At 66.8% G+C, this 23185-nt stretch carries 21 protein-coding genes; 6 read left to right on the top strand and 15 right to left on the bottom strand.

Features of this window, described 5'->3' with window-relative positions; all coding sequences use genetic code 11:
• The first annotated feature begins 3 nt into the window (after positions 1–3).
• Positions 4–813, top strand: a complete 810-nt coding sequence (locus QUE68_RS08205) for an acyl-CoA dehydrogenase family protein (RefSeq protein WP_284233496.1) — start codon at positions 4–6, stop codon at positions 811–813.
• A 104-nt stretch (positions 814–917) separates the two neighbouring features.
• Here QUE68_RS08205 and QUE68_RS08200 read toward each other — a convergent pair whose 3' ends face one another.
• Positions 918–2093 (bottom strand): acyl-CoA dehydrogenase family protein, encoded by a 1176-nt coding sequence (locus QUE68_RS08200; protein WP_284233495.1) that lies wholly within the window; start codon positions 2091–2093, stop codon positions 918–920.
• A 118-nt stretch (positions 2094–2211) separates the two neighbouring features.
• Here QUE68_RS08200 and QUE68_RS08195 point away from each other — a divergent pair, with 118 nt between their 5' ends.
• The 3 genes from QUE68_RS08195 (at position 2212) to QUE68_RS08185 (ending at position 5321) form a co-directional block, all read left to right on the top strand.
• A complete protein-coding gene (locus QUE68_RS08195) occupies positions 2212–2934 on the top strand; it encodes a TetR/AcrR family transcriptional regulator (RefSeq protein WP_284225489.1) in 723 nt (240 codons plus the stop codon).
• A 279-nt stretch (positions 2935–3213) separates the two neighbouring features.
• Positions 3214–4053 (top strand): mycofactocin-coupled SDR family oxidoreductase, encoded by an 840-nt coding sequence (locus QUE68_RS08190; RefSeq protein WP_284225488.1) that lies wholly within the window; start codon positions 3214–3216, stop codon positions 4051–4053.
• A 197-nt stretch (positions 4054–4250) separates the two neighbouring features.
• Positions 4251–5321 carry a hypothetical protein gene (locus tag QUE68_RS08185; protein WP_284225487.1) on the top strand — a complete coding sequence of 357 codons (1071 nt, stop codon included), beginning with the start codon at positions 4251–4253 and terminating at the stop codon, positions 5319–5321.
• Here the strand turns inward: QUE68_RS08185 and QUE68_RS08180 are convergent.
• From QUE68_RS08180 to QUE68_RS08135, 10 genes are read right to left on the bottom strand one after another with little or no spacing between them, the layout of a single operon-like run.
• Positions 5318–7726 (bottom strand): CaiB/BaiF CoA transferase family protein, encoded by a 2409-nt coding sequence (locus QUE68_RS08180; protein WP_284233494.1) that lies wholly within the window; start codon positions 7724–7726, stop codon positions 5318–5320. The two genes, QUE68_RS08185 and QUE68_RS08180, sit on opposite strands and share 4 nt — an antisense overlap.
• 2 nt (positions 7727–7728) lie before the next feature.
• Positions 7729–8685, bottom strand: a complete 957-nt coding sequence (locus QUE68_RS08175) for an enoyl-CoA hydratase/isomerase family protein (protein WP_284225485.1) — start codon at positions 8683–8685, stop codon at positions 7729–7731.
• An 8-nt stretch (positions 8686–8693) separates the two neighbouring features.
• Entirely contained in the window at positions 8694–9833 is a 1140-nt protein-coding gene (locus QUE68_RS08170) for a M24 family metallopeptidase (RefSeq protein WP_284233493.1), read from the bottom strand.
• Entirely contained in the window at positions 9833–11047 is a 1215-nt protein-coding gene (locus tag QUE68_RS08165) for a M24 family metallopeptidase (protein ID WP_284234699.1), read from the bottom strand. Before QUE68_RS08165 ends, QUE68_RS08170 begins: the two co-directional genes overlap by 1 nt.
• Positions 11048–11070: 23 nt before the next feature.
• The gene (locus QUE68_RS08160; protein ID WP_284233492.1) at positions 11071–12246 is read right to left on the bottom strand and encodes an amidohydrolase family protein; all 1176 of its coding nucleotides are present in this window, start codon (positions 12244–12246) and stop codon (positions 11071–11073) included.
• Between the two features lie 58 nt (positions 12247–12304).
• Positions 12305–13540, bottom strand: coding sequence for a cytochrome P450 (locus QUE68_RS08155; protein ID WP_284233491.1), 1236 nt, complete (start codon positions 13538–13540; stop codon positions 12305–12307).
• A 10-nt stretch (positions 13541–13550) separates the two neighbouring features.
• On the bottom strand, positions 13551–13745 hold the full coding sequence (locus tag QUE68_RS08150) for a ferredoxin (protein ID WP_284225481.1): 195 nt from the start codon (positions 13743–13745) through the stop codon (positions 13551–13553).
• Entirely contained in the window at positions 13742–14425 is a 684-nt protein-coding gene (locus tag QUE68_RS08145; RefSeq protein WP_454786236.1) for a TetR/AcrR family transcriptional regulator, read from the bottom strand. Before QUE68_RS08145 ends, QUE68_RS08150 begins: the two co-directional genes overlap by 4 nt.
• A gap of 32 nt (positions 14426–14457) precedes the next feature.
• Positions 14458–15267 (bottom strand): SDR family NAD(P)-dependent oxidoreductase, encoded by an 810-nt coding sequence (locus tag QUE68_RS08140; protein ID WP_284225479.1) that lies wholly within the window; start codon positions 15265–15267, stop codon positions 14458–14460.
• Positions 15264–16094, bottom strand: a complete 831-nt coding sequence (locus tag QUE68_RS08135; RefSeq protein ID WP_284233490.1) for an alpha/beta fold hydrolase — start codon at positions 16092–16094, stop codon at positions 15264–15266. Before QUE68_RS08135 ends, QUE68_RS08140 begins: the two co-directional genes overlap by 4 nt.
• 166 nt (positions 16095–16260) lie before the next feature.
• On the opposite strand from QUE68_RS08135, the gene QUE68_RS08130 reads away from it, so the two are divergent.
• Both QUE68_RS08130 and QUE68_RS08125 read left to right on the top strand, forming a co-directional pair.
• Entirely contained in the window at positions 16261–17097 is an 837-nt protein-coding gene (locus tag QUE68_RS08130; RefSeq protein WP_284233489.1) for a mycofactocin-coupled SDR family oxidoreductase, read from the top strand.
• Between the two features lie 8 nt (positions 17098–17105).
• A complete protein-coding gene (locus tag QUE68_RS08125) occupies positions 17106–18302 on the top strand; it encodes a cytochrome P450 (RefSeq protein ID WP_284233488.1) in 1197 nt (398 codons plus the stop codon).
• Positions 18303–18309: 7 nt separating this feature from the next.
• On the opposite strand, the gene QUE68_RS08120 is transcribed toward QUE68_RS08125, so the two are convergent.
• From QUE68_RS08120 to QUE68_RS08105, 4 genes are read right to left on the bottom strand one after another with little or no spacing between them, the layout of a single operon-like run.
• The gene (locus QUE68_RS08120) at positions 18310–19296 is read right to left on the bottom strand and encodes a cyclase family protein (protein ID WP_454786464.1); all 987 of its coding nucleotides are present in this window, start codon (positions 19294–19296) and stop codon (positions 18310–18312) included.
• Positions 19293–20120, bottom strand: coding sequence for a coniferyl-alcohol dehydrogenase (locus QUE68_RS08115; RefSeq protein WP_284225475.1), 828 nt, complete (start codon positions 20118–20120; stop codon positions 19293–19295). Before QUE68_RS08115 ends, QUE68_RS08120 begins: the two co-directional genes overlap by 4 nt.
• A 17-nt stretch (positions 20121–20137) precedes the next feature.
• Complete coding sequence (locus QUE68_RS08110) at positions 20138–21448, bottom strand: LLM class flavin-dependent oxidoreductase (protein ID WP_286275407.1); 1311 nt, start codon at positions 21446–21448, stop codon at positions 20138–20140.
• Between the two features lie 2 nt (positions 21449–21450).
• A complete protein-coding gene (locus QUE68_RS08105; RefSeq protein ID WP_286275767.1) occupies positions 21451–23139 on the bottom strand; it encodes an FAD-binding protein in 1689 nt (562 codons plus the stop codon).
• Positions 23140–23185: the final 46 nt, after the last annotated feature.

Genomic DNA, 23185 nt, shown 5'->3' with positions numbered 1-23185 from the left:
CCCATGGTTGCCGAGCTGGATGCGACGTCACTCGACCTACTCTCCGATGATCTGCGCACGGCCATGCAGGCAGCGTCGGGTCCCGCGCTGGACGCCGCACTGGCCGACATGGGCTGGGCCGACATGCTGTCCGAGATGCCCGAGCCGGCCATCGCGCTGGTGTTCCGCTTACTGGGTGAAACGGGCTCGCACGCATCGATTCTCAACGATGTCGTGCTCCAGTCGTCCCGGCGCGAGCCCGGCGAGACTCCGGCCCTGCCGTACGCAGGCAATGCCCAGGTGGTGTGGGACCGCGACAGCTCGGGCGCCGCGGAACTCCACGTGATGGGCGGTCTGCCATTGCGCCGCGTCGAGGAGGGCGAACTGCTCCGGCTGGCCGAGGCCCGCCGGGCCCTGGGCTGGTGGCTGGTCGGCAGTTCCCGGGCGATGTTGAACCTGGCTCGCCAGCACGCGCTCGACCGGGTGCAGTTCGGCCGGCCGATCGCGGGTTTTCAGGCCGTCCGCCATCGGTTGGCCGAGACGCTGGTGGCGATCGAGGGCGCCGAGGCGACCCTGACGCTGCCCGGGGCGGACAATCCCGATCTCACTGCGCTACTGGCCAAGGCGGCGGCGGGCAAGGCGGCGCTGACCGCGGCCAAGCACTGCCAGCAGGTGCTCGGCGGGATGGGCTTCACCGCCGAGCACGATCTGCACCGGCACGTGGAACGCGTTCTCGTCCTGGACGGATTGCTCGGCAGCTCAAGCGAACTCGCGAAGAAGGCCGGTGCAGGACTGCGAGCCCGCGGTTCGGCACCCCGCCTCGCCCACCTCTAGCCCTCGCCTCCCCGCGAGCCCCTCCCCTTCCCGCGAGCGTGCGTGTCTGAGGCCGACACGCCGCCGCCGGATCGGAGTCTGCGCACGCTCGCGCCGGCCAACGGTCAGCGACGGGGCAGGCCGAGCACGCGCTGGGCGATGATGTTGCGCTGGATCTCCGACGTGCCGCCCGCGATGGTGCCCGCGAACGACCGGAGGTACCGGTCGGCCCAGCTGCCCGCGTACGCGTCGAGGTTGAGCGGTATGTAGGGGGCAGTCATGTGCGGGTGGTCGAGCCCGTCGGCCGCTCGGGAGTCGAGCGCGTGTTCGGTGGCCGTCTGCACGGTCTCTGCGCCAAAGAGCTTCAACACCGACAGCGCGGGCACGTCCTCCTCACCATGGGCGGCTCGCGCCAGCGCGGCGGAACCCATCAGCCGCAGGGCAAGATTGTCCATGACCAACGTGGCGAACTGATCCCGCTCGACGACGGTGGACGGCTGCCAGTCGTCGATCAGATCTTGCAGCCGGTCGGCATAGCTGAGCCACAACATGTTTCGCTCGTGGCCGAGGGATCCGCTGGCCACCGCCCAGCCGTCGTTGAGCTTTCCGACGAGATTCTGCACGGGAACCCGCACATCGGTGAAGAAGACCTCGTTGAAGTCGAGATCGTTCGCGTCGGCCACCGAGGCGAAGGGCCTGCGCACGACACCGGGCGAGTCGGTGGGAATCAACAGCACGCTGATGCCCCGGTGCTTGGGGGCCTCGACGTCGGTGCGCACGAACGTGAGGAGCACGTCTGCGTCGTGCGCTCCGGACGTCCACACCTTCTGGCCGTTGACGACGAACTCGTCACCGTCGCGGAGGGCTCTGGTCCGCAGCGACGCGAGGTCGGAGCCGGCTCCCGGCTCGCTCATGCCCAGCGCGGCGGTGATCTCGGCGCGCAGAATGGGGATCGCCCACTTCTGCTGCTGCTCGGTCGTGCCGAACGTGATGAGCGACGCGGCGATGATCCCGACGCCCTGGGAGTTGAAACTGGGGACGTATCTGCGGCGGGCCAATTCGACCTGGTGGACGTACTGCTGAAGGATCGTCGCGTTCCGACCCCCATACTGCGGCGGATTTCCGGGTACCAGCCACCCGTGATCGAACAACAGTCGCTGCCATCGGCGGGCCCACTCTGGTACGTGGGAGGACGACCGCGGCCGAACGAGCGCCTCGGCGTCGGCGGGTGCGTGCTGGTCGAGAAAGGCCACGAACTCGGCCCGGAAGTCGTCGACCTCGGCATCGAACGTCAGCTGCACGTCACTCCTGGAATGCGCCTTTCACCATCTGGCTTCACTTGAAGCGTAAATGAGAATAGTATTCTCACGATGAGAAAGTTTCAATCTCAGACACGCTGCTCCCAAGGGGGTCTAGGGCATGGCGCAGAGGCGTTCTCCGGTACAGTTCATCCATGTTCTCCCCGATCAGCCCACGTCAGAGGCACCGGTGACCACGAGTCCTAGCGAAGAACCGGCCTGGAAGCAGCGGGCGGTCGAACGTTCCATCAAGACCGCCAAACTGCGTGCTGCACAACGCGTACAGCGCTTCCTCGATGCCGCCCAGGCGATCATCATCGAGAAGGGCAGTACCGATTTCACCGTGCAAGAGGTCGTCGACCGCTCCCGCCAGTCGCTGCGGAGCTTCTATCTCCAGTTCGACGGCAAGCACGAACTCCTCCTCGCCCTCTTCGAAGACGCGCTCAGCCGGTCCGCCGATCAGATTCGGGCCGCAACCGCAGGTCAGATGGATCCGCTGGACCGGTTGAAGGTCGCGATTCAGCTCCTCTTCGAGTCCTCCCGTCCAGATCCGGCGGCTAGGCGTCCTCTATTCACCGACTTCGCCCCCCGCCTGCTGGTATCGCATCCCTCCGAGGTGAAGGTCGCGCACGCACCGCTTCTCGTCCTGCTCACCGAGTTGATGGAGGATGCGGCCGCAGCGGGCGAACTCCGCGCCGGCATCAATCCCAAGCGCATCGCCGCCATGACGATGCAGACCGTGATGTTCGTCGCTCAGTCGAGCGGCTCCGACGACGAAACCGTCAAGCCGATATCGGCCGACGAAGTCTGGGACTTCGTCGCACAGGGGTTCGCCGCCGACTAGGAGAATCCCATTCTCCGTCCGGGGTAACTGCGCTTGCGCTGATTCGGTGCGCGCCACGGGTCCCACCTCGAAGCGCCACCGCACGGCGGGACGACGCCTGTCCCAATGGAACTTGCCCGAGTTACTCGTCACCCCGTGGGAGTCGGCATGCCTGCGCTAAGCGGTCGGTACAACGGGCCCGCCGACGGTCCGACGTTGACACAATGACCATGCGGTGACAAGGTGCTGAGCAGATGCACAGCACCGCGCTGGTCGCATTACGAGGAGTCGAGGTCTCACATGGCAGGGCGGGTAGAGGGCAAGGTCGCGTTCATCACCGGCGCGGCACGAGGACAGGGCCGCAGTCACGCCGTGCGTCTGGCCGAGGAGGGCGCCGACATCATCGCCGTCGACGTCTGCAAACCGGTGACCGCGCCGGGCGGCATCCCACCGTCCACCCCGGAGGATCTGGCCGAAACCGCCGATCTGGTCAAGAATCTCAACCGCCGCATCGTCACCGCCGAGGTCGACGTTCGCGACTTCGCCGCTCTGAAGGCCGCCGTCGACAGCGGTGTCGAGCAGCTTGGCCGCCTCGACATCATCGTGGCCAACGCAGGCATCGGCAACGGCGGTGAGACGCTGGAGAACACCAGCGAAGAGGATTGGGACGACATGATCGGCACCAACCTCACCGGCGTGTGGAAGACCGTCAAAGCCGCCGTGCCCCACGTGATCGCGGGCGGGAACGGCGGAGCGATCATCCTGACCAGCTCGGTCGGAGGACTGAAGGCCTATCCCCATACGGGGCACTACGTCGCGGCCAAGCACGGTGTGGTCGGCCTCATGCGCACCTTCGCAGTCGAGTTGGGCCATCACATGATTCGGGTCAACTCGGTGCACCCGACGCACGTGAGCACGCAGATGTTGCACAACGAGGGCACCTTCAAGATGTTTCGTCCGGATCTGGAGAACCCGGGTGCCGACGACATGGCGCCGATCTGCCAGATGTTCCACACCCTGCCCATCCCGTGGGTCGACCCGATCGACGTCAGCAACGCTGTGCTGTTCCTCGCGTCCGACGAGGGGCGTTACCTGACGGGCGTCACCCTGCCGATCGACGCGGGCAGCTGCCTCAAGTAGCCGCCGCGGCGGGCGACCGTTGGGCGACCGGGGATGGGTCCGGCATCAGCTTCCCGGCGGATGCGCGAGGCCTGCGAGACGGCAACGTTCAGTTCCTCACCGAGGCGTTTCGACGTTACGGTGCACTGGCGCAGGACAACTGCGTCACCCGCATCACGCAATGCGATGAGGTCGACGGCGGCAGCACCGGTCGCAAGATGCTGCTGGCCGTGGAGTACGGCACACCCGGGCCCCATCGCGACCTGTTCGTGAAGTTCTCCCGGGACTTCGACGACCCCGACCGTGACCACGGCAGAACGCAGATGGAGTCCGAGGTTCGGTTCGCCGCCCTCTCCAACCAGGACGACTTCCCCGTTGCCGTGCCCACCGTGCTGTTCGCCGACTTCGAAGCGACCTCGGGGACCGGTCTGTTGATCACCCGGCGGATTCCCTTTGGGTACGGGGGTATCGAGCCTCAGTACGCCAAGTGCATGGACTATGACCTGCCAGACCAAGTTGGCCACTACCAGGCTCTGCTCGGCGCGCTCGGACGCCTTGCCGGGACCCATCTCACAGGCGGGCTGCCGAATGCACTCCGCGCGGACATGGAAGCGCTGTCCGTAGGGGCACGTCCCACGTTGTCCGCCGCCACGCTGGACCGACGGGTCGACCGTCTCGCCGAATTCGCCTCCGCCCATCCCGGTCTGCTGCCGGCGAACGTCCGCTCGCCGGCGTTCCTGGCACGACTACGCGGCGAAATACCCCTGTTGTCGGACGCGGAGGGCGACGTCTGGCAATCGATGCGGGCACAGACGGACCTCGTTGGGCTGTGTCACTGGAATGCCAACGTCGACAACGCGTGGTTCTGGCGCGACGACGAGGGCACCCTGCAGTGCGGCTTGATGGACTGGGGCTGCGCCGGTCAGATGCATGCCGCCATGGCGATCTGGGGCGCGATGAGTGGCGCCGAGACCGACATGTGGGACGACGGCCTCGACGGGCTGCTCGACCACTTCGCCGCCGAGTTCCATGCCTGCGGTGGGGGCATCGTGGACGCGGACGTGCTGAAGTCGAGCGTCGTGCTCTACGCCGCCGTCATGGGCATGACGTGGCTGCTGGACGTGCCCGCCTACGTGCGATCTCGAACGCCGGGGCTCACCGCCGCGTCCACCCGGATGGATGCGGGCATCCGGGACGTCGAGAGCGTGCGCTGCCGCCTGCAGATGCTGACCAACGTGCTGAACCTGTGGCAGCGCAACGACATCGGGCGTCTGTTGACCGCGCTTTAACTGGCGGGCGCAGTGCCGATCACACCGTCCGCCTCGAGAGTGGCGATCTCGTCGTCGGTCACACCGAGCCCGCGGAGCAGTTCGTGGTTGTGCTGCCCGAGCAGTGGCGCCGGCGTGCGATGGAAGTCGTCGGGCCCATGGGACAGCTTCACCGGCAGGGTGCTGTGCGGTGCGGCCGCATTCACCGGATGCCCGACCATCTGGAAGAACTTCCGATGGCGTAGCTGAGCGATCTCGGTCTGCCGATGCGGCTGCAGTACCTTCGCGACGGGAATCCCTGCCGCGCAGAGTGTTTCGACGATGTCATCGGCGGTGCGCGACCCGCACCACGTCGTCAGGTGGTCATCGATGACATCGTGTGCCGCCCGGCGCCCGGCGGCGTCGGTCAAGGCTGGGTCGACGGCCCACTGCGGCCGGCCCAGCGCGTCGACGAGCGCGGCCCACTGCTCGTCGGTCGCTACGGCGATCGCCACCCAGCAGTCCTCGCGGCCGAACTCGTCGATACCGGTGCTCTGGTAGATGTTCTGCGGCGACGCAGCGGGCCCGCGGTTCCCGTTGCGCTGCAAGAGCGCACCGTAGGCCGAGTACTCGATCACCTGCTCGGCGACGATGCTCAGGGCGGCATCGACCATGGCGGCCTCGACCAGGACGCCCTCGCCCGTCCGCCGCCGGTGCTCGAGTGCCAACAGCAGCGCGTTGAGCGCGTGCACGCCGGCATTCGGATCTCCCACGGAGTACGGCTCGTACGGGTTGCGGTCGGGATACCCCGTGAGCCAACTCATGCCGGTGGCATCCTCGATGATGTAGGCGAACGCCGGATTGTCACGCCACGGCCCGTCGAGGCCGAACCCCGGCATCCGCAGCATGATCGCGTCAGGCCGCAGCCGCAGGACCGAGGCGAAGTCCAGCCCGATCTGGTCGACCACCCGCGGGGTGAAGTCTTCCACGATCACGTCGCACTGCGCAATCAGCCGATACAACAGCTCGCGGCCGCGTTCAGTCTGAAAGTTCAGCGTGAGGCCCTTCTTGTTGGTGTTGAGCGCCGAGAAGATGGGTGACCGCTCCCACCACCGATCCACGGTCACCGGGATGCCCGCAATCAGACGGGTGCCATCCGGTCGCGGTGTCGACTCCAGGTGGATCACCTCGGCGCCGAGCATGGCCAGGGCGTGGGTGCACGACGGTCCCGCCCAGAACGTCGTCATGTCCAAGACCCGTAGTCCACTGAGCGGCAGCCGGTTTGGATCCCGCCCGGACGTCGGCGTCGGCCGCGGACACAGTGGGGACGCGCGAACGGCGTCGGTGTGTTCACCGAGTCGCGGGGCGGACGCGAACTCCTGCAGTGGTGTGTCGCTGAGACGGTAGGGGTGAGTGGGCTGCGTGAAATCGCCTCGCGGGTTGCGCACGAAGCTGCCGCGGGCGACGTAGTGGTCCAGCTCGGTGACGTTGGCGCCGTTGCCCACCGGCGAATTGGGGATGCGGAACGCCGATGCCAGATCGCGGACGTCGTCGACGTTCTGCTCGCGCAGCCAGGCGTACAACTCCTCGGCATGGAGATTCGCCTGCTCCGTGATGGTCAGCGACGTCCCCTCGTCGATCCAATCGTCATGGCCCGACATCGCACACAGGTCGTGCCACTGTTGTGCCGTACCGCAGCCGAGCGCGACCAGACCGTCGGCGGCCTGGGCGACGCCGGGGACCGTGGGCCTTCGCTCGGTCCGCCACGGCCTGCCGAGCATCTCGAAGAACGTCACCGGATAGTAAGTGAGACAGAGGATGTGCGCCTCGAGCATCGAGAGGTCGATCAGCTCGCCGTACCCGTCGCTCAGGGCCCGGCCACGGAAGGCGAGCGTCATCGCCGCGGCGTACGCACCGCTGACCCAGTCGCCGACCTGACCGCCGACGTGCACCGGCGCCCTGTCCTGCGATCCGCGCCCGATGCCGATGGCCCCGCCGGACCACGCCTGCAGCGTGAACTCGGTGGCGGGCCGGTCGCTCCACGGCCCGTCGAGTCCGAACGGCGTGATGGCGGTGACGACCAGGTGCGGGTAACGGCGGCTGATTTCCTGCGGCGTGAACCCGTCGGCTTCCGCGATGGTCGAACCCCGTGACCAGACGACGACATCGGCTGCGGCCAAGAGACGTTCGACCAATGCGACGTCGTCGGAGGCCTTGGGATCCGCCACGACGCTTCGCTTCGAGCAGGCGAGGTAGCCGAACAGGGCACCGTCCGCCCCGGCTTCGACGACCGCACCCGACGCCGACCACCGGCGCAGCGGATCACCCTCGGGGCCCTCGACCTTCACGACGTCGGCGCCACCGTCGGCGAGCAGTTTGGTGCAGTAAGCACCGGCAATGCCCGATGACAGGTCGACGACGTGACACCCCGCGAGCGGGTACCCCACGCCTAATCCTTCTTCTTGCGGTTCTTCTTGCTGAGTCTGAAGTCCGGGGGGAACTTGGCATCGTTGTCGTTGACCGCGGCGGCGAGACCGCTTCCGATGGCCTCGTGCATGTCGAGGTCCTGGGCATCGTCGTTCTGCACGCCGCTGCCCATCGACTCGAAGAACGCCGACAGCAGGCTGCCCATGTACTCACCCTGATGCTGTTTGTAGACCTCGAAGAAGAGCTTCTGCATGTACACGGTGTCGACGGGCCGGTTGCGCGCGCACGCCAGCGCGTACTTCTGCGTCTCGGCCTCGAGTTCGTCGCGCGTCACCACCTTGTTGAGGAAGTTGCACTTCTCCATGTCCTCGGCGGTGAACGGACGTCCGGTGAAGACCATCTCCTGGAACTTGCGCAGTCCCATCATCTGCACCCAGGTCCACATCCGGGGACCCCAGCCGTAGTACCGGAAGGACGGGTGCCCGAACAGCGCATCGTCGGACGAGATCACCAGATCGGCGTCGGCGCACTGGTAGAAGTGCCAGCCGTAGCAGTACCCCTTGGCCTCCACGATGCTGATCTTCTTGAGTTCCTGCAGCGGGCGGTTGCCGGCCTGCGCATTGGCGTACCAGCCGCTGATGGTCGCTCCGTTGCGGAAGGTGCCGGGCGGCGGGTATTCGACGCCCATGCCCTCGACCTTCAGCTCGCGAAGCCGCAGTGCGGGATCGTCGTTGCCCTCCATGAACTCTGGGAGATCGGCGCCGCTGCCGAGGTTGTCCCCGACCCCGCGGATGACGACGACCTTGACGTCGTTGTCCACACTCGACGCGCGGATCAGATCGGCGTAGCGCAGTCGCGCGTCCGACGTCGGCGCGTTGAGGAACTCGGGCCGGTTGAAGGTGATGGTCGCGATCTTGGTCTTCGGGTCCTTCTCGTAGAGGATGATCTCCTCGGCTGACGGCCGCTTGGTCTTCGACATGGTCACTCTCAGTTGGGGGTAACGGCAGTGCTGCCGTGAAACGAGGGGCTCGACGTCAGGATCTCCGGGCCGTCGTCGGTGATCAGCACGGCGTCGCGCTGGAACACCGCGCCGACACCGCGCTCCCAGACGTATGCCGTGACGGCCAGCACGGTTCCGGGATCGAGGTGCTCGGCGGCCGACGTCTGGGGCAGATCAGGTGAGACGACGGGCGGATCGAAGCCCAGCCCGAGCCCGTGGGCGACCGGCAGCGGTGGCAGCGACTCACCGGCCGACTCGTATGCGGCCAACAGGGCGCTGGCCGGCACGCCCGGTTGGCAGGCTTCGACAAGCCTGTCCCACAGCGCATTCGAGCGCTCATAGAGCGCATCGGCGCCGCTGACCTCACCCACCGGCCAGGTCCGCCCGACCTCGCCGACATAGCCGTCGGCGAGCGCACCGGCCGCGAACGCCACTAGGTCGCCCTCGGCGCACCGGCGGTCCCGCCGACCCACCCGCCACGAGTGTTCGCGTGAGGTGATCCACGCCCCGTCCTGGGTGGCCGACGTGCTGAAGCCGCCCGCGGTCATCGCCTCCATCAGGACGCCGTTCAGCGCCTGCTCGCATGCGCCGACCGCCAGCTCGGACACCGCTGCGGCGAGACCGCGCTCGGCGACCGCCAATGCGCCACGTAGCACGCGGATTTCGTCGGCGGTCTTGATGCGGCGGGCGACCTTCATCGCCACCTCACCATCGACCAGCTCGGCGTGCGGAAAGGCCATCGGCAGCAACAGGGCGAACGACGGTGACATCGCGTCGGTACCGACGCGTTTCGCACGCGCTGCTCCGTCGATGCCCTTGAGCACCTCGATGTTGGTCATCGGGTTCCACGCCAGGCCGTAGAGGTGGTCGCGCCCGATCTCCTCGGGGATCCCCTCGTCCCAACTGCTATTGAGGTGGATCTCACCGGTGGCCCGCACCAACACGCAGATCGGCGCGAACGGCCGCGTACCCGCGACCCAGAGTTGCGGCGCACCGGTGACATACCGGACGTTGGCCTGCCGACCGAGCACCAGGATGTCGAGGTCCTCGAGCTCCATCTGCTCGAGGACGCGCTCGCGGCGACCGGTGCGCAGTGCGACGTCGTCGGGCAGTATCTCCTCGGCCATCAGGAGACTCCGTACGGGGCATAGGGGTAATCGGTGATCGACTGATGGCCGTCTTCGGTGATGACCACGATCTCCTCGCTTCGGTAGCCGCCGGTGCCGTCCTCCCACACGACGGGCTCGAGCACCAGCAACATGCCTGCCGGGAACACGAAGTTGTCGTCGAACTCCTCGCCGAGATCGGTTCCGATCATGGGCATCTCGGCGGCGTTGGTACCAATGCCATGGCCGAGGTAGAAGTGGGGCAGCCACGGCTTCTGACCGCCGTTGGCGGCGATGGCGGCCCGCGCCAAGTCACCACACGTAGCCCCGGCCCTGGTCACCGCGAGCACCGCGTCGAGGATCGCGCGCCACTTCTCGAACTGGGCCCGTTGGCGCACTGTCGGCTCCCCCCCCACCACCCAGGTTCGGCCGAAGTCCGAGCAGTAGCCGTCGTAGGTGATGCTGACGTCGGTCCACAGCACGTCACCCTTGGCGAGCTTCTTCTCCGTGGGCAACAGCGGCAGCGCCAGATCGCCGGTCGTGGTCCACACCGCGCCGCTGTTCCTGGTCGTTGGCATCACCTGCCAGATGGCCTCGATCATGTTCGTCGTCGCACCGAGCTCGAATGCCCGGCGGACGAATGCGGCCGAGAGGTCGATCTGGCGAACGCCGGGGGCGAGCGACTTCTGGACGTCGACGACCGCCTGCTCGGTGATGCGGCAGGCCTTGCGGACACAGGAGATCTGATCGACCGTCTTGACCAACTTGGCGGGCCCCACCACCGCAGCGGCATCCGACGGTGGGCCAGCCGGGAAGAGCACGTTCGCGGCCCGGCGCATTGCTCCGGTCAGCTCGTCGACCGCCACGGTCGCGCCCGGCGGCACCAGGTCGGCCAGCACCTTCGCGAAAGCCTCGACACCCTCGTCGAATTCGAGATAGAGGGGACCGTGGACGTGATCGTCGGGCAGCTCCGTGTCGAACGCGCTGCCCTCCCGGAAGGGCATGAACAGGTGGGGGTGCTCATCGTCGGCGACGACGACGGCCACGGGGCGTTCCACGTGTGACAGTCCCGCGTCGAGCAGGGGCCAGCTGGCACCGGTGGCATAGACGACGTTACCGTTGCCAAGCAGCACCAACGCGTCGACGCCGTTCGCCCGCATGGACTCCCGCAGCCGCGCACCGCACTCTCGGTACATCCTGGCCGTGTCGGGCAACTCGGGGATGTCGAGCCGCATCGACCCTGCGGGGGCGAGCGTGGTCACGAGATCCCTAAGAAGTTCTTGACGTTGGTGCTGACGATCTTCACCGCGTCCTCGGGCCCGACCGCGTCGACGACTGCCGCCAGGGACTTCTCCGAGTACCCGTAGGTGCTCTCGTTGTGCGGGTAGTCAGACGACCACATGACGCGGTCGACCCCGATCTGATCGATCAGCCGAAGGCCCAGCGGGTCCACCATGAACGATGCGCTCATGTGGTTGTCCCAGTAGTACCGCACGTCATGTTCGAGCTGATGATTGAACATGTGCCGATAGGAGGCCAACATGTGCTCGGCATCCTGCAGAGCCGTTGGCACCCAGGCGATCCCGCCCTCGAACCAGCCGACCTTCAACGAGGGGTGCCGATCGAGGATGCCGGAGAACACGTACTTGGCGAACTGCTCGCGAAACGAGTCGACGTTGATCATCATGCCGACCACGACGCTGTTGTTCTCGCAGGGGGTCTTCGGCGGCGTCTCGCCGATGTGGTGGGTGACCGGCAGTCCGGCCTCTTCGATCTCGTCCCACACCGCGTCCATCGAGGCGCTGCCGTAGTCGTAGATCTTGCCCTCGTCGTCCTTGCCGGGGTTCAGCGGCATCAGGAACGTCTTGAGTCCCAGCGATTTCAGCTCCGAGAGCGTGCTGCGGGTGCCCTTCGGGTCCCACCAGTTGATCAGGCCGACGCCGTAGAAGCGTCCGCCCGACCGTTCCTGCAGATCTGCGATGTGCTCGTTGTAGATCCGGAACACCCTCTCGCGCAGCGCCTTGTCCGGGTAGTGGAAGAGTGCTAGCACGGCATTGGGGAACGCCAGTTCCTTCTGGATGCCATCCTCGGCGAGTTGCCGGATTCGGGCCTCGATGTCGTTGGTCGCGGCCCCGGCGAGATCGTCGTATTGCATGAGCACGCGGCCGAAGTCACCCGCCACGAAGGACCGGCCGTTGACGCCGACCATGTAGGCGCCGTCCTCGTACCAGATCCGCGGTGCCTGGCCCTTGAGCTCCTCGGGGAAGCGTTCGAAGAAGATGTCCTCGGCGACGGAGATGTGGTTGTCCGCCGAGAACACCTCGGTGCCAGCGGGAAGTCCGACGGTGACGCCTTTGGCATGGCCGTGGCGGTCCTTGGGCGCACCCCATCCCTCGGACGGATAGAGCGTGGTGGACTTCGTTGGGGTTGACATCGATGGCACTCCAATCAATCTGTGATGCGGGTTTTTTGGGAAGCTCGGGCGCGACCCGTTACCAGGTCACCGGAAGCTCGTAGACGCCGTAGGCGAGCCGGTCGTGCTTGAAGGGCACCTCGTCGAACGGGATGGCGAGCTTCAGCGTCGGGATTCGGCGCAGCAGCGTGTGGAACACGATCTGCAATTCCGCGCGCGCCAGCTGCTGCCCAACGCACTGGTGCCGGCCATACCCGAAGCCGAGTTCCTGGCTGGCGTCGCGGGTGAACTCGAGCCGGTCGGGATGGGGGAAGGCAGTGGCGTCCCAGTTCGCGGGCGCGAGGTCGATGATGATGCCCTCCCCGGCGCGGATGGTCTCACCACCGATTTCGATGTCCTCGATCGCGACGCGTCGTTGGCCGTTCTGGATGATCGACAGGTAGCGCATGAGCTCTTCGGCGGCGTTCGCGATGAACTTGGGATCGTCGGAATCGCGAAGCAGTGCGGCCTGTTCGGGATTCTCGAGCAGAGCCAGCACCCCGATGCCGATCATGTTGGCGGTGGTCTCGTGGCCGGCGATCAGCAGGCCGGTGCCCAATTGTGCGGCCTCCTTGACGCTGATCTCGCCCGCCGTGACTCGTTCGGCGAGGTCGGACACCGCGTCCTCCGCGGGCTCCGCCATCTTCTTCTCGACGAGGTTGATGAGATACCCGTGGAGGCTCATGGCCCCCTTCTGGCCCTCCTCCGCCGACGCGTATCGGGCCAGCCCGACGTTGGCGTGGTGCTGGAAGAACTCGTGGTCGGCGTAGGGGACGCCGAGCATGTCGCTGATCACCTTGGTGGGCACCGGAAGAGCCAGCGCCGATACGACGTCGGCGGGCTGCGGTCCCGCCAGGATCGCGTCGATGCACTCGTCGGTGACCGCCTGAATGGTCGTGCGCAAGGCCTCCACCCGCTTGAAGGTGAACGGCTTAGACAACATGCGGCGGAAGCGGGTGTGTTCCTCGGCATCGGACGTGAAGACCGAACGTGGCCGCTTGGTAACCGTGGACAGCATGTGCTCGTTCCAGTGTGGGAAACCCTCGCGCCGGTCGTCGACGCTGACGCGTGAGTCGGCGAACAGCGTCCGCGCCACTTCGTGGCCGGTGATCAGCCACGGTGTGGTGCCATTCCAGATGCGCACTCGCGACAGCGGCGCGGCGACGCCCATCTCGAGCATCTGCAGTGGTGGGGAGAACGGGCACCCGGCCGCACGCTCCATCGGGTACTCGGGCACGCCAGCTGAAACAGACTGCGCAGCAAGCACTTCTGACATGGATACTCCGTCATTCCTCGAGGTGGATGGCCAGTGCCGGACACGCGGCCGCGGCCTTCCGGGTGCCGTCGACGAATTCGGCGGCGGGTTCTTCGACGAGCAGGATGACCACCCCGTCGTCGTCGTTCTGATCGAACACCTCGGCGGCGTACGACACGCACATGCCCGACGACACGCACTTGTCCGCGTCGGTTCTCACCTTCACGGCGCGACACCACGGCCCGATGACGTCACGGGCGCGAGCCACATGCCGACGATGGCGTCGATGAGCCCCGACCCAGCGGCCTGCCACGAGGTCCTGGTCGCCACGGCGGCCCCCTTGGCCAGCGCCCGCTCGCGGTCGGCGCAGGTGTGCATCAACAGGTTTCGGGCCATGACGTTTCGGTCGGACCTAACGTCGAGCTGGAGGTCCGGGAGGCACCGGTTGATGCCGTCGACGACTTCGACGAGCGATGGCGAGCTCAGGGCATCCTTGACGACGAAGCCGTGATAGGCGGGATCGGTCATGGCCTGCGCGGCAAACCGCGCGTACCAGGTCGGGTTGCCGAGGTCGGCGAGGTGGTCGGTCAGGGGACGCACCAGGCAGGACACCCACGCGCGGAGATCGTCGTCCTCGTCGAGCCGCGCGACCAGGCGTTCCCGGTGCGCCTCGATCGGCGCGCGGTGCCGCTCCTCGATGGCGCGGACGAGGTCGGTCTTCGTCCCGAAGTGGTAACCCACGGCAGCGTTGTTGCCCTGTCCCGCAGCCTCACTCACCTGCCTGTTCGACACGGCATACACACCGTGTTCGGCGTAGAGCCGTTCGGCGGCGGTCAGGATCGACTCACGCGTGGTGCTCGCACGTTCGGTGCGCAACGGCCTGGCTGCGGTCACCCGATCAGTCAACAACCGCGGGCTGATTAAGTCAAGCGATTGATTTAATTCTGGCGGCGCGGTGGTATGACCTTGCCCGCCACCGTGCCGCCGTCGACCGGCAGTACCGTTCCGGTGACGTAGCGCGAGCGATCGCCCGCGAAGTAGAGGACGGCCTCGGCGACGTCGTCCGGGGTGCCCTCGCGCTTGAGGGGCCGGTCATCGCGCATCTGCTGCCGGATCCTGGTCTCGAAGACCTCGAGCCGCTCCCGGTCCTCGCCGGTCGCTGCCTTCTTCAGAATGGCCGTGGGAATGTTGCCCGGCGCAATGCAATTCACCCGCACCTCGTAGCGGGCCAACTCGATCGCGGCCGACTTGCTGAAGTGGATCACCGCCGCCTTGGAGGCCCGGTAGCTGGGCACGCCGCCGCCCGCCTGGATGCCGCCGATGGACGAGATGTTGATGATCGACCCGCCGCCGTGCTCGGCCATGTGTCGCGCGGCGTCCCGGGTTCCCGCCATCACGCCGAGCAGGTTGACCCGCATGACGCTGTCGAACTCGGCGAAGTCCTCGTGGAAGATCCCCTTCTGCAACGGGCTGGACCGGCCCGCGTTGTTGACCATGACGTGCAGCCCACCGAACGTGGCGACTGCGGCGGCGATCAGCTCGCCGACCTGAGCCTGGTCACCGACGTCGGCGTGGTGGAAGTACGCGTCGGATCCCGACTCCACTGCCAGGGCGCCGCCGAGTTCGTCCTGCACGTCGGCGATCACCACCTTGGCTCCCTCCGCGAGGAACCGCTCCACGATGCCCCTGCCGATGCCGGACGCACCTCCGGTGACGATCGCGACCTTGCCCGACAGTTCTCTACTCATGGCGCACAACCTTCTTCGAGGAATTCGAGCAGAACGCCGTTGACGACGTCCGGCCGTTCGATCTGCGGACAGTGGCCCGCCGCGTCCACCACCACCGGGCGCGCGCGGCGAATGCGGCCAGCGACGTCGGCGGCCCAGCCCGGCGGCAACAACTTGTCCCCCGCACCTTCGATGACCAACGTCGGCACGGCGATGCGCTCGTAGGCGCGCGTCGTCGACGCCGCAGCGGGCGGGCTCGCCCCCGGCCTGCGAAACCGCGCCGCCGCGATGGCCTCCCACGCGCCGGGGGCAGTGCTGGATTCGTGACGCCGCGCCACGTAGGCGTCATCCGCCGGATAGCCGGGATCGAAGAACAGAGCCGCGACGATCCGGCGCATGGCTTCCGGCGTTGCGTCGTAATCGAAGAGGGCGTCGACGTGCTCGTTGCGCTGAATCTCCCCGCCGCCGCAGATCAGCGTCAAGCTCCGCACGGGTAGCACGGGCGCGATCGAGGTGGTGTCGGTCAACAGGTTGATCGCGCCCATCGAGTTGCCGACGAAGTGTGCCGAATCGACGCCCATCGCCTCACAGAAGCGGGCGACGTGCCGGATGCGCATCCCACGGCCGTCCACGAAGTCAACGACTTTGGCCGAGGCTCCGTACCCCAACATGTCCGGCGCAAGCACGCGATAGCGCGTCGCCAGGGCTCCAATGGTGCGCTCCCAGCCGATTTCGGCACTCGCGCCGAATTCACCGCCGTGCAAGAGCACGACGGGGTCGCCAACACCGGCCTCGAGATAGCCGGTGACGAGCCCGTCGACCACGATGGACCTGCGTTCGACTTCCACGGTGCCGACGATACTGGCATTCGCCGTAATGGAGAACTTCATTCTCGAGTGGCCTGAATGGCCGCGGCGCTTGAACGGATGAGACCTTGACCGCCCACCCCAGCGGCTGCTAGGCATGGCTTGCGACGGTTGTTGAGCAGTCGCTCAGAACATGAGGTGGTGCGCCATGGCCGGACGCCTGGAGGGCAAGGTTGCGTTCATCACCGGCGCGGCACGGGGGCAAGGCCGCAGCCACGCGGTCAGGCTCGCGCAGGAGGGCGCCGACATCATCGCCGTCGACGTCTGTCGCGCCTTCGAGGGCTCGCCAGCCCCGGGCGCGACGCCGGAAGATCTGGCCGAAACCGCGGATCTGGTCAAGAACCTCGATCGGCGCATCGTGACCGAGATCGTCGACGTCCGTGACTTCACCGCGCTCAAGGCGGCCGTCGACGGCGGCGTCGAGCAGTTCGGTCGCCTGGACGTCATCGTCGCGAACGCGGGCATCGGTTCCACGGGCGTCAAGCTCCACAGGATGCCGGAGCCGGTCTGGCAGGAGACCATCGACGTCAATCTCACCGGGGTGTGGAAGACCGTAAAGGCCGGAGTGCCACATCTATTGGCCGGCGGTCGCGGCGGCTCGATCGTCATCACCAGCTCCGTCGGCGGCACCAAGGCCTACCCGCAGGTCGGTCACTACGTGACGGCCAAGCACGGGGTGGTCGGCCTGATGCGAGCCTTCGCGGTGGAACTGGGCCAGCACTCGATTCGCGTCAACACCGTCCATCCCACCCACGTCTGCAGCCCGCTGCTGCTAAACGACGCCACCTATCGACTGTTTCGGCCCGACCTCGAGAATCCGGGTCCCGACGACCTCGCACCGATCTGCCAGTCGTTCCACTTCCTGCCGATCCCGTGGGTCGAGCCCGTCGACATCAGCAACGCCGTGCTGTTCCTGGCGTCCGACGAAGCCCGGTACGTCACCGGCGTGACGCTGCCGGTGGACGCCGGCAGTCTTCTGAAGTAGGGGAACTCATGACGACGGCCAGTGACACGGTGTACTACGACCCCTACGACACCGGCATCGTCGCGGATCCGTACCCGGTCTATGCCCGGCTGGTCGAGGAGGCGCCGCTCTACTACAACGAGCGGTACGACTTCTGGGCGCTGTCGCGGCACGCCGACGTGGATTCGGCGCTGACCGACTGGGAGACGTTCTCCAACAGCCGAAGTGACATCCTGGAACTGGTGCAGTCGGACTTCGACATGCCGCCCGGGGTGATGATGTTTCAGGATCCACCGCTGCACACCATGTTGCGCGGCCTGATGGCCCGGGTGTTCACGCCGCGGCGGATGGCAGCCATCGAAGACCAGATCCGCGCCTACTGCGTGCGCTGCCTGGACCCGCTCGTCGGATCCGACGGGTTCGACGTGATCGCCGAACTCGCCGCGATGATGCCGATGCGCGTGATCGGCATGCTGTTGGGCATCCCGGAATCCGCGCAGACCGAGTTCCGCGACGCCAACGACGCGAACCTGCGCACCAAGCCCGGGGCGCCGATGAAGGTCACCAACGCCGACCGGATCGCCGACGGCCGGATGTATGCCGAGTACGTCGCATGGCGGGCCGACAATCCCTCCGACGACCTGATGACCGCACTGCTCAACGTGGAGTTCACCGACGAGCACGGTGTGACGCGGAAGCTCGAGCGCAAGGAGGTCCTGCACTACACGCAGGTGGTCGCCGGCGCGGGCAACGAGACCACCGGGCGACTGATCGGCTGGCTGGCCAAGGTGCTCGCCGAGCATCCCGATCAGCGTCGCGAGGTGGCAGCGGACCGCTCCCTGCTGGCTCCCACGATCGACGAGACGCTGCGCTTCGAGCCGACCGGTCCACACGTCGCGCGTTGGGTCGCAAGGGACTTCGACGCCTACGGCCAGACGGTCCCGGCCGGGAACGCGATGCTCCTGCTGTTTGGAGCCGCCAACCGCGACCCGCGGCGCTTCGATGATCCGGACGTCTTCGACATCCATCGCACCAACAGTCACCTCACCTTCGGAAAGGGCATGCACTACTGCCTCGGCGCCAACCTCGCCCGCCTCGAGGGCCGCGTCGCGCTCGACGAACTGCTCAATCGGTGGCCGGACTGGGGCATCGACTACGACACCGCCCGGCTCGCACCGACGTCCACGGTCCGCGGCTGGGAGGAATTGCGAATACTGCTGCCCTAGACCTCGGTCACTTGATCGCGATCGGACTGACGGGCGCGCCGACGGCGCCGACGACCTTCAGCGGCGGCGCAATCAACTGGAACTCGTAGACGCCGTCGGCGGAACAGTCGGCGGCGAGGCCGCCCAGATCCCAGTACTCGCCGAGCATCAATCCCATGTCGCGCAGGCACAGCATGTGCATCGGAAGGAAGGTGCCCTCGACTCCGTTGGCCGGATCGGGATCCTCGACCATTAGGTTGTCGGCGGCAACGGCCGCAACCTCGTGGTCGTGCAGCCACGAGGCGCACGTCCAGTCCAGACCCGAACCGGCCTCGGCACCGTCGCGCGTGGCCAGGAAGCGCGTCCACCACCCGGTGTGCACGACGACGATGTCACCCCGCCCGATGGTCACGCCCTGCTTCGCAGCGATGTCGTCGAGTTCGGCTGGCGTGATGGGCTTTCCGGGTCGACAGAAGGATTCCTCGCCGCGGTGGGCCACGACGTCGAGCAAGACCCCGCGGGACGTGATGCCCTTGGCGTCGACCTTGTCGATACCGCAGTGCCGTGCGCCGAAGCTGGTGACCGAACCGGCGGGGAAGCCGTTGTAGAGCTTGTCCTCGTAGTAGACGTGCGCCAGTGCGTCCCACTGGGTGGCGGCTTGCAGCGGCATCACGATCATGTCGTCGTTGAACCGGAACAGGTTGTCGGCGAAGAACGCACTGACGTCCCGGGCTACGGGATTGCGCAGCCATCCCGGCGCGTACTCGCACAGTGTGTTGGCGTCGCCACCGTCCACGGTCATGACGTGAACGGGATTCTGCCGGAACTTGAACGCGCCCTGCGGACCCGACGAGCCGAAGTCGCCGCCGAGCGAGATCACCCTGCCCTTCCTGACGAGACCTGCCGCCTCGGCGACCTTGTCGGAGGTGATGAAGTTCAGCGTGCCGATCTCGTCGTCGTCACCCCAGCGGCCCCAGTTGCGGACGTCGTCGGCGGCGCGCCGAAAGTCGTTCAAGCTGGCCACGATGCGGATCCCTCCATGGTTGCGGCGACGCGGGCGGCGAGGTTACCGCCGTCGACCCACAGCACCTGTCCGGTGACGAAGCCGGCCGCCGGGCTGTTGAGGAACACCAGCGCGGCTGCCTGCTCGGCCGGGTGGGACACCCGCCCGAGCGGCTTCGGGAAGCCGTCGAGATACTCTCGACCGTATCTGCTCCTGAGCTGATCGAGGATTGGCGTGTCGGTGACGCCGGGTCCCGTGCAGTTGATCCGAATTCCTCTGGCGCCCAACGCCACCGCGTTCGCCGCGGCATGGAGGATGAGCGCTTCCTTGGCGAGCCGGTACCCGCCGTCGGCCAGCGCATCGGGATGGTCGTGGCACCACTGGACACCGTCGCCGAAGGAACCGGTACGGAGCAGACCGGCGACTTCGCCGACGTTCTCGGCATAATGTGACGCCGCCAGTGACGAGACGCTGGCAATGGACGATCCGGGTGGCATCAACGGGATGAGCGCCTCGGTGAGGTGGCGGGTACCGAGGAAGTCGATCTTCACGACCAGGAGTGGATCACCGATACCCGAGGACACTCCCGCCACGTTGAACAGCGAATCGACCCGGTCGCCGGCCCGGGCCACCGCCGCGTCGATGGACGCCGGGTCGGACAGATCCACCCGATGGAAGTCGTCGAGGTTCATCGGTGGGGGGCGGACGTCGAGGCCGATGACGTGAGCGCCGAGTTCCGTGAGCTGTCCTACCAGCGCCGCGCCGATACCCGACGAGCAGCCCGTCACCACCGTGCGCCGGCCGTGGTAATCCACCAGGTCGCTGAACTGCCCCATGGTCGGTCGCCTCTCGCTCAGCCGGCCGCCTCCCTCAGTTCCTTCTCCAACTGCGCCGCCTGAACGCGACCTTCGTTGATCTCGGCCATCGCCTCGGGGATCTCACTCGAGGTGAACTTTCCACCCTGGCCGGTCGGAAGGCCGCCGAATGAATAGTTCTCGTCGAAACCGGGTGCGCTCGATCCCTCACGACGCGCCTCGAGCTTGTCCAACACCGGCGCGAGGCGCTTGGCCTTCGCGACGACGGCCTTCTCATCGCGCTCGATGAACTCGGGCAGGATCTCCTTGCCCATCAGCTCGATGGACTCCATCGTGCCTTCGTGGCTGCGCGGGTTGAGCAGCAGGATGATCTCGTCGACGCCGCTGGCCTCGTAGCCGCGCAGGAATTCCCGGACGGTGTCCGGCGAGCCGATCGCACCGCGCCCGGGGCCGTAGGCCAGCGTGGGGTCGGCGTCGACCTCTTCGAGGTACTTCTCCCACACGCCCGTACGGCCGGGGGTGTGCATACCGGCCATGTAGTAGTGCATGATGCCGAACGAGAAGAACCCGCCGCCGAGGCCGAGCCGCTGCACGGCCTGCTCGTCGGTCTTGGCGACCATCATCGACAGGTCACCGCCGATGGCAAGGATATTGGGGTTCATCACCGGGGTGATCGGTGAGCCCTTCTCCCCGAGTTCGCGGTAGTAGCCGTCCACCCGCTCCTTCAGCGGGCCGGGGCCGGTGTACGCGAAACTCAGTGCGCCAATGGCCTTCTGCGCCGCCATCTGCACCGATGATGGGCGGGTGCACGCCACCCACACCGGTGGATGCGGCTGCTGAGCCGGCTTGGGGATCACGTTGCGTGCAGGCATCTCGATGTGTTGGCCCTTGAAGCCGGTGAACGGCTCCTCGGTCATGCAGCGGATGGCCACCTCGAGGGCTTCCTCCCACTGTCCGCGCTTGTCGGCGGGGTCGATGTTGAAGCCCCCCAGCTCGCCGACCGAGGACGATTCTCCGGTGCCGAACTCGACGCGGCCGTTCGAGAGGAGGTCCAGCGTGGAGACCCGCTCCGCAACCCTGGCCGGATGATTGACCGCGGGCGGCAGGTGCATGATGCCGAACCCGAGCCGAATGTCCTTGGTGCGCTGGCTCGCTGCAGCGAGGAACATCTCCGGCGCGGTGGAGTGACAATACTCCTCGAGAAAGTGATGTTCGGTCAGCCAGACGGTGGAGAAGCCCGCCTTGTCGGCCGCCTCGACTTCGTCGAGACCGTCGGCGAACATCTGCCGCTCGTCGTCCCGAGTCCACGGCCGCGGCAGCGCGAATTCGTAGAACAGCGAGATCTTCATGTTTACCTCCGATAGGTGTCGAGCGTCGAATCGTTTGTCGTGTGGTGGTTCTCGGTCGTGGAGCCGATGTGCTTCGCGGCGACGTAGCCGAACGTCATGGCCGGGCCGATGGTTGCACCTGCGCCTGCGTAGCTGCGGCCCATCACCGCCGCGGTGGCGTTGCCCGTGGCGTACAACCCCTCGATGACCGAGTCGTCGTCGCGGAGGACGCGGGCGAACTCGTCGGTGCGCAGGCCGCCGGAGGTCCCGAGGTCACCCAGGATGATCTGGAAGGCGTAGTACGGCCCCTTGCCGAGCGGACGCAGGTTGGGATTGGGCAGGGTCGGGTCGCCGTAGTAGTTGTCGTAGGCACTGTCACCACGGTTGAAGTCGTCGTCGTGCCCCTTGCGGGCCAGTTCGTTGAATCGCTCGGCGGTCCCGCGCAGGTTGTCGGCAGGCACGCCGATCTGCGCAGCCAGTTCGTCGAAGGTGCTGCCCTGCCTGACGACACCGGACTCGAGCCACGCCGCGGGCACCTTCCGGCCCGTCGGCACCGGCGCAAAGGGCACCTTGGGAATGGGCAGGTGACCGCCGACGACGTAGCGGTGGAACGAGCCGATGTCCGTGACGAGCCAACACGGTACGTGGCTCACACCGGTGCGCTCACCGGCGATCATCGCGTGCGCGAAGTCCATGTACGGTGCCGCCTCGTTGATGAACCGCTTGCCTTCACCGTTGACGACGAACTGCGAGGGCATCATGCGCTCGTTGAGCATGAACTGCAGCCTGCCGTCGGGCCAGCACATCGCTGGAAACCACCATGCTTGATCGAGCAGGTCGGTCGACGCGCCCACCTTCTGCCCCGCCCGAATACCGTCACCCGTGGCGGCGGGATTGCCGAAGCTCCAGTCCTTCTCGAGCTCCGGCAGGTATTCGCGCCGCCAGTTCATGTCGTGGTCGAAACCGCCGGACGCCATCACGACACCGCGGCGGGCTCCAATGCGCAACGAGGCGCCGGACCGCTCCACGACCGCACCGACGACCCGTCCATCGGCGTCGGTGAGCAGCTCCGTCATGGGAGCGTTCAGCCACAGCGGAACGTCGTGTTCCCTCAAGGCCAGCCGCATTCGCGCCATCAGCGATTGGCCGATGGCGGCCATCCGGTCACCGAACACGTGCGCGCGGATCATCCGCCACACGAGTTTCAGCAGGACGGCCTTGCCTCGCCAGTTCTGCCGCACCTGGTAGAAGAGCCGCAGATCCTTGGGGGCGAACCAGATTCCCTTGGGCGCCAAGGCCAGCGGCGTCAACAGATGACGTTCGTCCTCGCCGAGTTGCCGCAGGTCGATCTCGGGTACGTTGATGGTGCTGCCGCGTTCGGACCCGCCGGGCAGTTCCGGGTAATAGTCGGAATAGCCGGGCTTCCAGACGAATTCGAACCATGGGCTCGACTTCTCCAGGAAGTCCATCATCTCCGGGGCGGCGTTCACGTACTGCGTCAATCGCGCATCGCTGACGAGACCATCGGTGATCTGCTTCAGGTACGTGAACACGTCATCGGGGGATGGTGTGTGACCGGCGCGCCGTTGAGACGGCGCTCCTGGCACCCAGATGCCGCCGCCGGACAGAGCGGTGGAACCACCGAACTGCGGCGACTTCTCGACGACGAGGGTGTCGAGGCCGTCGGCCTTGGCCTTGAGCGCGGCCGTCATACCGCCGGCACCCGACCCGATGACGAGCACGTCGACCTCGTGGTCG

The sequence above is a fragment of the Mycolicibacterium sp. TUM20985 genome, assembly GCF_030295745.1.
GTDB lineage: Bacteria > Actinomycetota > Actinomycetes > Mycobacteriales > Mycobacteriaceae > Mycobacterium.
The sequence above is the reverse complement of the archived record's forward strand: the minus strand, read 5'-3'. Positions and strand labels throughout refer to the sequence as shown.